Annotated in this window: 14 protein-coding genes; 6 read left to right on the top strand and 8 right to left on the bottom strand. The window is 70.6% G+C overall.

Going from position 1 to position 12,847, the window contains the following annotated elements; all coding sequences use genetic code 11:
• Positions 1–35 precede the first annotated feature (35 nt).
• Entirely contained in the window at positions 36–668 is a 633-nt protein-coding gene (locus IE153_RS20800; protein WP_229829079.1) for a DUF6232 family protein, read from the top strand.
• Positions 665–1,009, top strand: coding sequence for a hypothetical protein (locus IE153_RS20795; protein WP_189591388.1), 345 nt, complete (start codon positions 665–667; stop codon positions 1,007–1,009). Before IE153_RS20800 ends, IE153_RS20795 begins: the two co-directional genes overlap by 4 nt.
• A gap of 1 nt (position 1,010) precedes the next feature.
• Here IE153_RS20795 and IE153_RS41700 read toward each other — a convergent pair whose 3' ends face one another.
• Together IE153_RS41700 and IE153_RS20790 are read right to left on the bottom strand one after the other, a co-directional pair.
• Positions 1,011–1,124 (bottom strand): DUF397 domain-containing protein, encoded by a 114-nt coding sequence (locus IE153_RS41700; RefSeq protein WP_229829103.1) that lies wholly within the window; start codon positions 1,122–1,124, stop codon positions 1,011–1,013.
• Positions 1,072–2,019 carry a helix-turn-helix domain-containing protein gene (locus IE153_RS20790; RefSeq protein ID WP_189591387.1) on the bottom strand — a complete coding sequence of 316 codons (948 nt, stop codon included), beginning with the start codon at positions 2,017–2,019 and terminating at the stop codon, positions 1,072–1,074. The genes IE153_RS41700 and IE153_RS20790 overlap by 53 nt, the downstream gene beginning before the upstream one ends.
• A gap of 104 nt (positions 2,020–2,123) precedes the next feature.
• On the opposite strand from IE153_RS20790, the gene IE153_RS42585 reads away from it, so the two are divergent.
• Positions 2,124–2,729, top strand: a complete 606-nt coding sequence (locus tag IE153_RS42585) for a DUF7848 domain-containing protein (protein WP_189591386.1) — start codon at positions 2,124–2,126, stop codon at positions 2,727–2,729.
• An 18-nt stretch (positions 2,730–2,747) separates the two neighbouring features.
• Here IE153_RS42585 and IE153_RS20780 read toward each other — a convergent pair whose 3' ends face one another.
• Complete coding sequence (locus IE153_RS20780) at positions 2,748–3,143, bottom strand: DUF6281 family protein (protein ID WP_189591385.1); 396 nt, start codon at positions 3,141–3,143, stop codon at positions 2,748–2,750.
• Between the two features lie 75 nt (positions 3,144–3,218).
• A complete protein-coding gene (uvrA, locus tag IE153_RS20775) occupies positions 3,219–5,666 on the bottom strand; it encodes an excinuclease ABC subunit UvrA (RefSeq protein ID WP_189591384.1) in 2,448 nt (815 codons plus the stop codon).
• Positions 5,667–5,748: 82 nt separating this feature from the next.
• Here uvrA and IE153_RS20770 point away from each other — a divergent pair, with 82 nt between their 5' ends.
• From IE153_RS20770 to IE153_RS20760, 3 genes are all read left to right on the top strand, one after another.
• Entirely contained in the window at positions 5,749–6,498 is a 750-nt protein-coding gene (locus IE153_RS20770) for a MerR family transcriptional regulator (RefSeq protein WP_189591383.1), read from the top strand.
• 4 nt (positions 6,499–6,502) lie between these two features.
• A complete protein-coding gene (locus IE153_RS20765) occupies positions 6,503–6,955 on the top strand; it encodes a nucleoside deaminase (protein ID WP_189591382.1) in 453 nt (150 codons plus the stop codon).
• A 136-nt stretch (positions 6,956–7,091) separates the two neighbouring features.
• Positions 7,092–8,504, top strand: a complete 1,413-nt coding sequence (locus tag IE153_RS20760) for a condensation domain-containing protein (protein WP_189591381.1) — start codon at positions 7,092–7,094, stop codon at positions 8,502–8,504.
• Between the two features lie 16 nt (positions 8,505–8,520).
• Here IE153_RS20760 and ccsB read toward each other — a convergent pair whose 3' ends face one another.
• From ccsB to IE153_RS20740, 4 genes are read right to left on the bottom strand one after another with little or no spacing between them, the layout of a single operon-like run.
• The gene (gene ccsB / locus IE153_RS20755; protein WP_189591380.1) at positions 8,521–9,603 is read right to left on the bottom strand and encodes a c-type cytochrome biogenesis protein CcsB; all 1,083 of its coding nucleotides are present in this window, start codon (positions 9,601–9,603) and stop codon (positions 8,521–8,523) included.
• Entirely contained in the window at positions 9,600–11,336 is a 1,737-nt protein-coding gene (resB, locus tag IE153_RS20750) for a cytochrome c biogenesis protein ResB (protein ID WP_189591379.1), read from the bottom strand. Before resB ends, ccsB begins: the two co-directional genes overlap by 4 nt.
• A gap of 3 nt (positions 11,337–11,339) precedes the next feature.
• Positions 11,340–12,113 (bottom strand): cytochrome c biogenesis CcdA family protein, encoded by a 774-nt coding sequence (locus IE153_RS20745; protein ID WP_189591378.1) that lies wholly within the window; start codon positions 12,111–12,113, stop codon positions 11,340–11,342.
• Between the two features lie 28 nt (positions 12,114–12,141).
• The gene (locus IE153_RS20740; protein WP_189591377.1) at positions 12,142–12,789 is read right to left on the bottom strand and encodes a TlpA family protein disulfide reductase; all 648 of its coding nucleotides are present in this window, start codon (positions 12,787–12,789) and stop codon (positions 12,142–12,144) included.
• Positions 12,790–12,847: the final 58 nt, after the last annotated feature.

Here is a 12,847-nt window from a genome sequence, read left to right as displayed (position 1 = left end):
TGCCCTCGGTAGGCGCATGGTCGCCAATGGTGTCCATGGAGACACAGCAGCCACCGGGGCAGTGGGACGTACCACCCCCGCCCTCCACTCCGCCCCGCGCCATGACCGACGTCGAATTACGCGTCCACAAGCGCCTGTTATGGGTCGGCACAGCCGCCTACCCCCTGCGCAACATCGCCCGGGTGTACACGTTCACCCTCCGCCCCAAGCGCAAGGAGGCGGTCTTCCGCTTCCTGAAACGCGCCGGGATCATCCTGGCCGTGGCCATCGGCCTGTCGATCATCGGCGGTCTGATCTCCCTCGCCAGCAGTTCCAGCGGCCCTTACGACAGCGAGCAGTCCAGCGGCGGCGGACTGATCGTCTTCGTGTGGATCTGCTCCGGTGCGGCGCTGATCTACTTCTTCGTCGAGATGCTCTCCGTGGTCACGGCGCCGTCCCACTACGTCCTCGCCATCGAGACGGCCGGCCCCTCCACCGCGATGGTGACCAGCCCCGACCCACAGCACCTGGACCGGCTCGTGGGCTACGTCTCGGGGGCACTGGAGAACCCGGACACCGAGTTCCAGGTGACGGTGGAGCGCCTGACGATCAACTCACCCACGAACTACCACTTCGGTGACAGCGTGAACATGTACGGCGGCAGCGGGAACACGGGGATCGCGGCATGAGCGGCAACAACTATTACTACGGCGACAACGTCAACATGCACGGCGGCAGCGGCAACACGGGCATCGTGAAGAACGGGGCCACGGGCGACACGGACCCCGCGCTGCGGCTGGCCCTCGCCGAACTGATCCGCGAGGTGCAGGAGTTGCGCGATCTGCTGCCGCAGCCGAGCGCGCAGCTCATCGACGAGTCCCTGCCGGTGCTGGCCGCGGACGCCGCGCCCGCGCAGGAGCGGCACCGGGCGCTGATGGCTGTCGCCGCGATCGCCGCGGCCGTCGGGGCGGTGGGGCAGCCGGTCGCGGAGGCGGCCAACCGGATCCTGCAGATGGTGAGCGGGCAGTAGGTCAGCGCAGGGATCCGAGGAACGCGGACCAGGCGGACCGGGTGACGAACAGGACCGGTCCGTCAGGGTTCTTGCTGTCGCGGACGGGGACGGTTTCGGGGTAAGCGGGGGCTATTTCTATGCAGTTGCCGCCGTTTTCCCCGCTGTAGCTGCTCTTGATCCAGTTTGCCGCGCAGAGTTCGTGCCTCTTCATGCTGCTCGTACCCCTTCATCGCGTCGCTGATCAGGTCGACGGACTCGCGGACTGACAGAGCGTCTGCCCTGAGCAGATCATAAGCGTGGCTGTGTCGGATGTAGGCGGCCGGATCGTCGTTGAAATGCCCTCGGTCCAGCGACTCCGAGTACACCCATCGGTGCCCGTCCGGCAGCTCGATCAGCGACATGGAGACGTTGGGGCGCAGCAGGTCCGAGAAGCTCGCCGGAGCAACCTGGATGCGAATGTTGGGGCGCTGTCCGGCGCTCAGCAGGTGGGCACACTGATCCCTCATGATCGCCGGGCTTCCCACCACGTTGCGCAGGCAGCTCTCGTCCAGCACGACTACGTACAGTGGGCCTTCATCGGTCAGGAATCGGCGCTGCCTGCTCAGTCGTGCACGAGCTCGCTCCTCGATCTCGTCACCCCTGGCTACGCGTGCGAACAGCGCGCGGACGTACTCCCCTGTCTGCAACAACCCTGGGATGAGCCGCTCCTGGTACTCCCGGAGGGTGACGGCCTCCTCGTCCATCTCCGCCCGCCGCCGGAACCAATCCGGATGCTCCACCTGCGGATACCAGTCGATCCGGGCCCACAGCCGAAGCAGCACCCCACCCGTACCGAGCAGTTCGTCACAGGTCTTGGCGAACGTGTCCTGCGGAACCCTCGTACCGCCCTCGACCCGCGCCACATGCGAGCGGTCGCACGGGATCTGCCTGGCCAGACCCTCCTGCGTGAGCAGCGCGGCCTCACGGAAGTGCCGCAGGACCTCGCCGAAGACCGCCGCCGAGCTCGCCCCGCCGTTCCGTCGGCTCACGGCTCCCCCTCCGTGACAGTGCACCGGTGTCACACGCCAAGCATTGAACCGGACTGTTCCCGTGCGCAACGCTCGATACACCCAGAGTGACGGAGGTACGCGAAATGGAACCGGGAACGCTCGTCTACGACCCGCACACGCGCAAGGTCGGCGAGTACCAGGACAGAACCGGCCCCTACGTGATGCTGCGCCCGGTCGGCGGCGGCCGGGAATGGCAGGCCGACCCGGCGAGGATCCGGGAGGCCACCCTGGACGAGCGGCTCAGCGCGGGCGTGCGCGCGCTCAACGACCGTTCCAGGGAGGGCTTGTCGGCCGATCCGACCCGGCCGCCCTCTCCGGTGCCCGGGTGCGCGACCTGTGAGGAGTTGGCGCTCCGGCGGGACAGGGCGCGAGCCGCGTTCGACGGCAGCGCGGTGACCGACGCGAACGTGCTGCTGCGCCAGCACCAACGCGACGAGCACGGCGGGGAATCGACCGGCCGCAGGATCTTCCGGTACGTGCCCTACACGATCGTGCAGGACGCGTCGGCGCAGCCCGAGTACGAGGCGTACTGCGTCTCGGGCGAGGAGGAGGACTGCGGGGCGGGTTCGGGCCCGTGCCAGGCACCCGGCGAGGTGGAGGAGTGGCAGCGCAGGCACACCCAGGAGACGAGGCACCTGCGCTACCGCCGCTGCTTCGCCGACTACGCGGTGCTGGAGCGGCAGGGCTGACGCCCCGGCCGGTGCCCGTCAGGAGCGTTCGGTCACCTTCCTCAGCTCCGGCGGGAGTTCCTTGACGGAGTCGGCGACGACGAGACGGTACGCACCGGGGTCCTCGGCCACCGCGACGGCGACGGCCGGGTCCACCCCCCGCACGGCGAACGCCGTCATCAGGGCCGGGCCCTCCCCCTCGTCGCCGTCGCTCGGAGTGTCGTCGCACGCCGGGCGGGTGGCGGCACCGAGCGACTTCCCCACGGGGACGTCGGTCTCCTCCCTGCCCAGGTAGGTGCGGCCGTCGTACTCGACGACGTACGCGCAGGACGGCGCGGGCCGCGCGCCGTCGGTGTCGTCGTCCGGTGACGACGCCGACGTGCAGCCCACGGACAACGAGGCCAGGGCCGCCGCCAGGAGAAGTGACGCCTTCATCGGTGGGCCTCCTTCGGGAGCCTGGGCTCCGGTGCGATGGATACGCAACGAAGACGTCCGGGGGTCAGGATCGGTTCAGTTCCCGGGCACCCCCTGCGCCACCAGCCGACCCCCGCCCGCGCCGCCTTCCGGCCCCAGGTCGATCAGCCAGTCCGAGGCGCGGACGACGTCGAGGTTGTGCTCGATGGTGACGACCGAGTGCCCGGCGTCGACGAGGCGTTGCAGGACGTCGAGGAGGCGGGCGGTGTCGGCGGAGTGCAGGCCCGTCGTCGGTTCGTCCAGCAGGTACAGGGCGCGTCCGGTCGTCCGCCGCCCCAGTTCCTTGGCGAGCTTCAGACGCTGGGCCTCGCCGCCGGAGAGGGTGGTGGCGGGCTGGCCGAGGGGGAGGTAGCCGAGGCCGACGTCGGCCATGCGCCGGAGCCGGGTGGCGACCGGCGGGACGTCCCCGAACACCGTCAGGGCCTCGTCCACCGTCGCCCCGAGTACCTCGGCGATGTCATGGCCCTCGTGCCGGACCGTCAGCACCTCCGGCCGGAAGCGGCGGCCCTTGCAGGCCGGGCAGCGCACCTCCACCGCCGGGAGGAAGTGCATGTGGACGGTGAGGACGCCCGCGCCCTCGCAGCGTTCGCAACGTCCCCCGGGCACGTTGAAGGAGAAGTGGCCGGCGGTCAGGCGGCCTCGGCTGCGGGCGGCGAAGACCTCCCGGATCGGTGTGAAGACGTCCGAGTAGGTCGCCGCGTTGGAGCGCGGGACGCGGCTGATCGGCTGCTGGTCGATGAGGACGGCCTTGGACAGGTGCTCCCAGCCGTCGATGCCGTCGTGCTCGGCGGGCAGTTCCCCCGCCCCGTGGAAGTGGCGGCGGGCGGCCCGGCCGAGGATGTCCAGCAGCAGCGTCGACTTGCCGGAGCCGGACGGACCCGTGACAGTGACCAGGCGGCGCAGCGGGATCCGTACGGTCAGGTCCCGGAGGTTGTGGGCCCTGGCCCCGCGGATCACGACGGCCGCCTCGCCGCCTCCGCGCCCCCGTGACGGCGGCGCGGACAGCAGGCCGGACAGGTACGCGCCGGTGACCGAGCCCTCGGTCCGGGCCACCTCCTGCGGCGTGCCCTCGGCGACGATCCGCCCGCCGTCCCGGCCCGCCCCCGGCCCGACGTCCACCACATGGTCCGCGGCCTTCAGGACGTCCAGGTCGTGCTCGATGACCAGCACCGTGTTGCCCAGGTCGCGCAGGCGGCGCAGCACGCCGATCAGGCGGGCGGTGTCCGAGGGGTGCAGGCCGATGGTCGGCTCGTCCAGGACGTAGAGGACGCCGGTCAGGCCGGAGCCGAGCAGCGCGGCCAGGCGCAGCCGCTGGGTCTCTCCCGCGGAGAGGCTGGGGGTGGCCTGGCCCAGGGTGAGGTAGCCGACGCCGACGTCCAGCAGGCGGCGGGCCCGCTCCTCCAGGTCGGCGACGACGGGCTCAACGAGCGGCCACTCGTCCTCGGCAGAGCGTTCGCGCAGGCCTCCCAGCCAGTCGGCCAGGTCGGTCAGCGGAAGCCGGGTGGCCTCGACGACGGTGAGCCCGTGCACGGTGACCGCCCGGGCCGCAGCGCTCAGCCGGGTTCCGTCGCACTCCCCGCAGGGCTGCTTCACCAGTCCCTGTCGCTCGGCCCGTTCGCGGTACTCGGGGTCGTCGGCGCGGTCGTTGTAGCGGCGCAGCAGGGCCGTCGCGACCCCTTCGAAGCGGCCCGCCGCCACGGTCGCCGGAGGGGCGGTGTCGGGGAAGTGCCGCCGGAACTCGGGGCTTTCGACACCGTGGAGCAGCAGGTCCCGCTGCCTGTCGTCGAGTTCGCCGAGCGGCGTGTCCACGTCGAAGGTGAAGCCGTAGTGGCCGGCGGCGGCCCGCAGCACGGGGACGCTCCAGTCGGTGAACTTGGCGTTCCAGCCGTGCACCGCCCCTTGCGCGACCGACTTGTCGTAGTCCACCAGGCGCCGTACGTCGGGCCGGATCACCTCGCCCAGGCCGGTGCAGGCCGGGCAGGCTCCGGCGGGCTTGTTGAAGGAGAAGGAGCCCATGACCAGTTCGGGCACGGGGGTGGAGCAGTGCGGGCAGGGCCGCTGCCCGGGTTCGGCGTCCTCGTCGGCCTCGGCGCCGTCGGCGTGGGACGGCGGGATGTCCTTGGCGCAGCCGGGGCAGGGCCGGACCCCGATGCGCGACCACAGCAGCCGCAGGTAGGTGAAGACCTCGGTGACCGTGCCGACCGTGGAGCGGGGGCTGCGGTTGGTGAGGTGCTGATCGACGCTGATGGACGGGGACAGGCCGGTGATCGAGTCGACGGCGGGCTTGCTGACGAAGCCGGTGACCATGCCCAGCGACTCCAGGTACTGCCGCTGGCCCTCCCGGTGGAGGGTGTCGAAGGCGAGGGTGGACTTGCCGGAGCCGGACAGGCCGGTCAGGACGACCAGCTTGTTCTTCGGCAGGGAGAGGGAGACGTTCCTGAGGTTGTGGAGGCGGGCACCGGTGACGCGGATGAAGTCGTCCATTCCTTCAAGTCTTCCATTGAAGTGCGGTGTTGAGACTTGAGAGGGCTTGTGCGGCCTGCTTGCTGCCGTAACCTTCAAATCGATGACGAAAGAGCGCCGCCTCCGCCCCGTCGACCTGGCCCGGTCGGCCGGTGTCTCGACGCAGCAGATCCGCAACTACGAGGACGCCGGTGTGCTCCCGCCCGCCGCGCGGACCGCGTCCGGCTACCGCGTCTTCGGCGAGACGCACCGCGGCGCGCTGCTGGCGTACCGGACGCTGATGCGCGGGTACGGGCCGGTGACCGCGACGGCGATCATGCGGGCCGTGCACGAGGGGGACGTCCCCGGCGCCCTGGCGCTGCTCGACGCCGCCCACGCCGCCCTGCACGAGGAGCGGGTGTCGCTGCGGGCGGCGAGCGAGGCCCTGGAACTGCTCGCGGCCGAACCGCCCGCCCCACTGCCGCGGTCGGGCGGGCTGCGCATCGGCGAGGTGGCGGTACTCCTGGGCGTACGGACATCGGCGCTGCGGGTGTGGGAGGAGGCCGGGCTGCTCACTCCGGGCCGGGAACGCGCGACGGGGTACCGGGTCTACGAGCCGGCCGATGTGCGCGACGCCCGGCTCGTGCACACCCTGCGCCGCAGCCACTACTTGTTCGACCAGATCAGGCCGGTGCTGGACGGGCTGCGGCGGGAGGGCAGCAGTGCGGCGCTGCGGGCGGCCGTGGCAGCACGCGGCGAGGCACTGACGGCCCGCACCAGGGTCATGATCGAGGGGGCGGGGGTCCTGCACGCCTACCTCGACGCGGTGAAGATCGGGCCAGGTTACGAAAGGGCAGACCAGGGCCATGGATGAGGTCATGGACCAGGCACGGGCACGCACGTGGCTCACGACCGCCGTCGAGGAGGCCCGCTCCGGGCTCGCCGAGGGCGGCATCCCGATCGGTGCCGCGCTGTTCGGCGCCGACGGCACCCTGCTGGGCCGCGGCCACAACCGCCGCGTGCAGGACGGCGATCCGTCCCTGCACGCGGAGACGGCGGCCTTCCGCGCGGCCGGGCGGCAACGCACCTACCGGGGCACGACGATGGTGACGACGCTGTCGCCCTGCTGGTACTGCTCCGGCCTGGTGCGGCAGTTCGGCATCTCCCGGGTGGTGATCGGCGAGGCGGTCACCTTCCACGGCGGCCACGACTGGCTGGCCGAACACGGTGTGGAGATCGTGCTGTTGGACGACGTCGAGTGCGCCGAACTGATGCGCGCCTTCATCGCGGACCACCCCGCGCTCTGGAACGAGGACATCGGCGTCAACTGAGCGCACCGGCCGGGCCCCGTATCGCCGTTCGAGATGCCATCCGTTCCCCTGAAATGTGGCGACACGCGGTGTGGCCGGTGGCCCGGCTCGGCATTCCCTTGATCGGGTCTGTCCCACCTGCGAACGGAGACGCCCCGTGCGAATGACCGACATCCAACGCTGCATGGTCCGGCCTGGACGACTCGTCGAATGGACGCTCAGTCCGGCGACCGTCGCGACGGCGAAGGCCCTGCCGGAGGACTCAAGGCCACCCGCCTACATCCAGGAGTCACACCTGCGGACGGCGCGGTCGGTGCGGGAGGACGGGTTGTTCGTGCCGACCTGGCTCGGCGCGGCCTTCGACCTCCCGGGCCGGGCCGACCTGGACGCCCTCGGCGAGGCACTGCGCGGCTGGACGCTGCGGCACGAGACGCTGCGCAGCGGCTTCCGCTGGGCGGGCGGCCCGGGCGACTCGATCCGCCGCTTCACCCTCGACCCGGCCTCCGTCACCCTGCACCGCGAGGACGCCGGGGAGTTCACCGACCCGGCGGCTCTGGCCCAGCATCTCCAGGACCGCTTCGACACCACCGCCGACGCACTGCGCTGGCCGAACCTCATCTACACGGCCGTCGTCCGGGAGGACAGCACCAGCGTGTACATGGCCTTCGACCACAGCAATGTCGACGCGTTCTCCATCTACCGCATCCCCGCGGAGATCCAGGAGCTGTACACCGCTCATCGCACCGGCCGCGCCCCGGAGCAGCCGCCGGTCTCCAGCTACGTCGACTTCTGCGAGGCCGAGCGGGCGGACGCCGACCGGATCGACGCGGACCACGAGATCGTCGCCCGCTGGCGGGAGTTCATCCGGCGCTGCGACGGGCGGCTGCCGAGCTTCCCCGTCGACCTCGGCCTGGAGCCGGACGGCGTGCTGCCGACCCAGAAGCTCATGCGCGAGATGCTCGTGGACGCCGACGCGGCCGCCGCCTTCGAGGCGTACTGCCGCCCCTTCGGCGGTTCGCTGGTCGGGCTGCTGGCGGCGACGGCCCTGATCGTCCACGAGATCGGCGGTGAGCCGGTCTACCGGACCGTGGTGCCCTTCCACACCCGGACGAAGTCCGCGTATTCGGACTCAGTGGGCTGGTACGTGGGAGGCGCCCCGATCGAGGTGCCCGTCGACCAGGCGCGGGATTTCCCCGCCGCGCTGAAGACCGTGCGCGCCGCACTGCATGCCACCCGGCCGCTGGCCCGGATGCCGCTGGCCCGGGTGCTGCGGCTGCTCGGCGCGGACTTCCGGCCGACCTCCCCGGACATGTACTCGATCGTGTCGTTCGCCGATGCCCGTGGCATCCCCGAGTCGACGAACTGGACCGAGCGCAACGCCTACGGCCTGATCCGGGTGTCCTACGGCGACCAGGTCTGCGCCTGGGTCACCCGGCTCCACGAGGGCCTGTGGTTCGCGGCCCGCTACCCGGACACCGACGTCGCGCACAAGAACCTGCGGCTGTACGCCGACCGGCTGCGCGACATCATCGTGTCGGTCGCGGACCACGCCCCCGTCCCCCGGCGGTGAGGAGCCCCGGCGGGTCCTACACGCCCGCGTAGGAGTGCTTGCCGGAGACGAAGATGTTCACGCCGTAGTAGTTGAACAGCCAGCAGCCGAAGGCGATGAGGGCCAGGTAGGCGGCCTTGCGGCCCTTCCAGCCGGCGGTGGCGCGGGCGTGCAGGTAGCAGGCGTAGGCGACCCAGGTGATGAAGGACCAGGTCTCCTTCGGGTCCCAGCCCCAGTAGCGGCCCCAGGCGTCGCCGGCCCAGATGGCGCCCGCGATGATCGTGAACGTCCACAGCGGGAAGACGGCCGCGTTGACGCGGTAGGAGAACTTGTCGAGGGAGGCGGAGGAGGGCAGCCGCTCCAGGACGGAGGTCGCGAAGGTGCCGGGCGTGCCACCGCTCGCCAGCTTGCTCTCGTAGGAGTCCTTGAAGAGGTAGAGGATCGTGGCGACCGCGCCCACGTAGAAGACCGCGCCGCAGAAGATCGCCGTCGAGACGTGGATGTACAGCCAGTACGAGTGCAGCGCCGGGACCAGCTGGTCGCTGGCGGTGTAGAGGACCGTGACCGCCAGGCCCAGGTCGAGCAGGACCGACGTGATCAGGAACAGGCCGAGCCAGCGCACGTTCTTCTTCAGCGCCAGCAGCCCGAGGTACACGCCGACCGCGACCGTGGAGAACGTGATGTTGAACTCGTACATGTTGCCCCACGGGGCGCGCTCCACCGACAGGGCGCGGGTGAGGACACCTGCGAACTCGACCAGGAAGGCGAGCACCGTGAGGGAGATGGCGATCCGGCCGTACAGGTCGCCCTGCTCGTCCCCGCCGTGCGCCCCGGGGCCGTCCGGCACGTCGCGCTGACCGGACGCGGCCCGCACGGTGACCTTGGGCCGCTCCAGCAGGGCGGTGCCGCCGGCCTGGTTCACGGTGACGGCCGGGGCCGCCTTCTTGGCGTCCGCCTTGGTGGTGAGCGCGGCGGCGGTGCGGGCGACCTTGCTGCGGCTGCCGAAGAGCCATTCGGCGATGTACGCGAAGAAGGCGAGGGTGTAGACGGCCATCGCGGAGTAGATCAGCACATTGCTGATCTGCGCGAGGTTTTCGTTGGTGGCGGCGGCGAGAGTCACTTCTCAGCCCCTTCGGCAGGTACGGGGGGTTCGGTACCCGGCTCCTGGTCGGTGTCGGGGGAATCTGCGGGGTCGTCGGGGGCGCCGGGTGCCTGCTCGTAGAGGTCGCCGGCGAGGTGCCCCAGTTCCTCGGGGACCTTGGCGGACTCGCTGCGGCCGAGGCCGGCCATCTCGACGACGGTGACGCCGTCGGCGCCCTCGACCGCGCGCACCCAGACGCGGCGGCGCTGGATGAACAGGGAGGCGGCGAGGCCGCCGATCGCGGCGAGGGCACCGGCGAGGGCCCAGCCGCTGCCGGGCTGCTGGACGACCTGGAAGCCGGCCCACTCCTTGATGTCCTTGCCGAAGGTGACCGAACCGGCGCCGTTCGGGAGCTTCATGGTCTCGCCGGGCTTCAGCAGCTTCTTGAACAGCTTGCCCTCGGAGTTCTTGAACTCCTTCATGTTGCTGCGGTCCATCTGGTACACGCTCTGCGGGATGCCGGAGTCGGCCCCGAGGTCGCCGTGGTAGGCGGACAGCGCGAGCAGCGGATTGTCCAGCGCGGGGAACTGCGACAGCATCGTGCCGCTGGCATGGCCGCCGAAGGTCGGCACCAAGAACGCGTTGAAGCCGAGCTGCTCCTTCTCGCCCTTGGCGTTGCGGTAGCCGTCGAGGACCTTGACGACACCGGAGGAGGTGACGTTGGCGTCCAGCGGCAGCAGCGGCACGGCGTCGTCGAAGACGACCTTGCCCTTGGCGTCGCGGACGGTGATGACGGGGGCGTAGCCGTGGCTGACGAGGTAGACCTTGGAGTCGCCGATCTCCAGCGGGTGGTTCACCTCGACGGTGTCGGTCTCGTCCTTGCCGTAGGCGCCCGAGCTGTAGGTGATGTCGGCCTTGTAGACGCGCGGGGTGCCCTTGTTGGGGCCGGTGCGCTCGTAGGTGCCGGTGAACTTCTTCAGGTTGAAGCTGAACGGCACCAGGTCGTCCGACGTGAAGAGGTTGCCGGACTTGAAGTCGTCGTACTGGGTGAGGGTGTTGGAGAAGCCGTCGCCCTCGACGACCAGCTTGTTGCCCTCGGACTTGTACAGCTGGCCCCAGGCGAAGGCGACCAGCATCACGATGAGGGCGATGTGGAAGACGAGGTTGCCGACCTCGCGCAGGTAGCCCTTCTCGGCGGCGACGGCGTCCCCGGTGAGGTGGGCGCGGAAGCGGCGCTTCTTCAGCAGGGCCAGGGCGGCCTGCCGGACCTGCTCGGGTTCGGCCGTGGTGCGCCAGGTGGTGTGGGCGGGCAGCCGGTTCAGCCGCCGGGGCGCGCCGGGCGGCAGACCGCGCAGCTGGCCGACGAACTGCCAGGTGCGGGGCACGATGCAGCCGATGAGGGAGACGAACAGCAGGATGTAGATCGCGGAGAACCACACCGAGCTGTAGACGTGGAACATCCCGATCTTGTCGTAGACGTCCGAGAGCGCAGGGTGCGCCTTGCGGAAGTCGGCGACCTTCGTCTCGTCGCTGCCGGACTGCGGGATGAGCGAGCCGGGGATCGCGCCGAGGGAGAGCAGCAGGAGCAGCAGCAGGGCGACCCGCATGGAGGTCAGCTGCCGCCAGAACCAGCGGGCCCAGCCGATGACGCCCAGGGCGGGCAGGTTGGGCGCGTCCTCCTTGGGGGCGGTGGACAGCTGGGAGCCGGCGTCGCCCAGCTCCTGATCCTCGGCGGCGGAGGGGGCCGGGTCGGAGGCGGTGGTCTTGCTCATCGATCAGATCCCCACAGTGAAGCCGTCGGACCAGACCTGCATCTCCTGCACGATGCGGTCCCACGCGCCGGTCAGCAGCAGCAGACCGGTCACGATCATCATGGTGCCGCCGACCCGCATCACCCAGACGTAGTGGCGCTTGATCCAGCCGAAGGCTCCGAGGGCCTTGCGGAAGGCGACCGCGGCGAGCACGAACGGCACGCCCAGGCCCAGACAGTACGCGATGGTCAGCACGGCACCGCGTCCGGCGCTGGCCTGGTCGATGGCGAGCGCCTGCACGGAGGCGAGGGTGGGGCCGATGCAGGGCGTCCAGCCGATGCCGAACAGCGCGCCGAGCAGGGGCGCGCCGGCCAGCCCGGCCACGGGCCGCCGGTGGAAGCGGAACTCCCGCTGGGTGAGCCAGGGCATCAGGCCCATGAAGAAGACGCCCATGAGGATCATGAGGACGCCGAGCACCTTGGACAGGACGCCCTGCTGCTCCTGCAGCGTCTGCCCGAAGTAGCCGAACAGCGCCCCGCCGGAGACGAAGACGGCGGTGAAGCCGACCACGAACAGGGAGGCGCCCGCGACCATCCGGCCGCGCCGCGCCTCGGCGAGGTCGGTGCCCGCGACGCCCGTCACATAGGACAGGTAACCGGGCACCAGCGGCAGGACGCAGGGCGAGAAGAAGGAGACGACTCCGCCGAGCAGCGCGATCGGCAGGGCCACCAGCAGGGCGCCGTTGAGCACCGTGCCGTTGGGGTCCGCCACCGCGGCGAGCGTGGTGACCGCGCTCACGTCGCTACTCCGCTCACTGTTACTCCGCTCACTTCTCGGCGACGACCGGCTTGAGCATCTTCAGCAGCCGTTCCTCGCTGAGCGCGGACAGCGAGCGGGCCGCGATCTTGCCGTCCCGGTCGAGGATGAGCGTGGAGGGGATCGCCTGCGGGTTGAGCGTGCCCTTCTTGAAGCGCAGCAGCAGCTTGCCGGTGGGGTCATAGAGGCTGGGGTAGGTGATGTCCCAGTCCTTCTCGAAGGCGAGGGCCGCGCCGGTGGAGGTGTCCCGGGTGTTGATGCCGACGAACTGCACACCCTTGTCCGCGTACGCCTTGGAGACCTTCGCGAAGTACTTGGCCTCGGCGCGGCAGGGGTTGCACCAGGAGCCCCAGACGTTGAGGACGACGACCTTGCCCTTGTAGTCGGCGACGTCGAGGGTCTTGCCGGCGATGGTCTTGCCGGACAGGTCGGGGGCCGGGGTGCGCTTGCCCTGCGCGGCCGTGGCGACGCCGTCGGTGCCGGTGACGAAGTTGGTGTTGCCGCCCCCGCCGGAGGTGCCGCCGGAGCCACACGCGGAGACGAGCAGCGCGGTCACGGCGAGAGAGGCGGTCAGGGCGGCGCTACGTCGGACACGGCGGGTGCGCTCGGTGGCACGGGTCGTGCGGTTCGAACGCTGGGGGGCGCTGTCGGCACTCATGTGAAAAGTTTCGCATGCCCGTTCTGGGGGTCTCGCCCACCCCCCTTGCGGGCGGAAA

Origin of the sequence: Streptomyces massasporeus, assembly GCF_014648995.1 — a bacterium.
Classification (GTDB): domain Bacteria; phylum Actinomycetota; class Actinomycetes; order Streptomycetales; family Streptomycetaceae; genus Streptomyces; species Streptomyces massasporeus.
The sequence above is the reverse complement of the archived record's forward strand: the minus strand, read 5'-3'. Positions and strand labels throughout refer to the sequence as shown.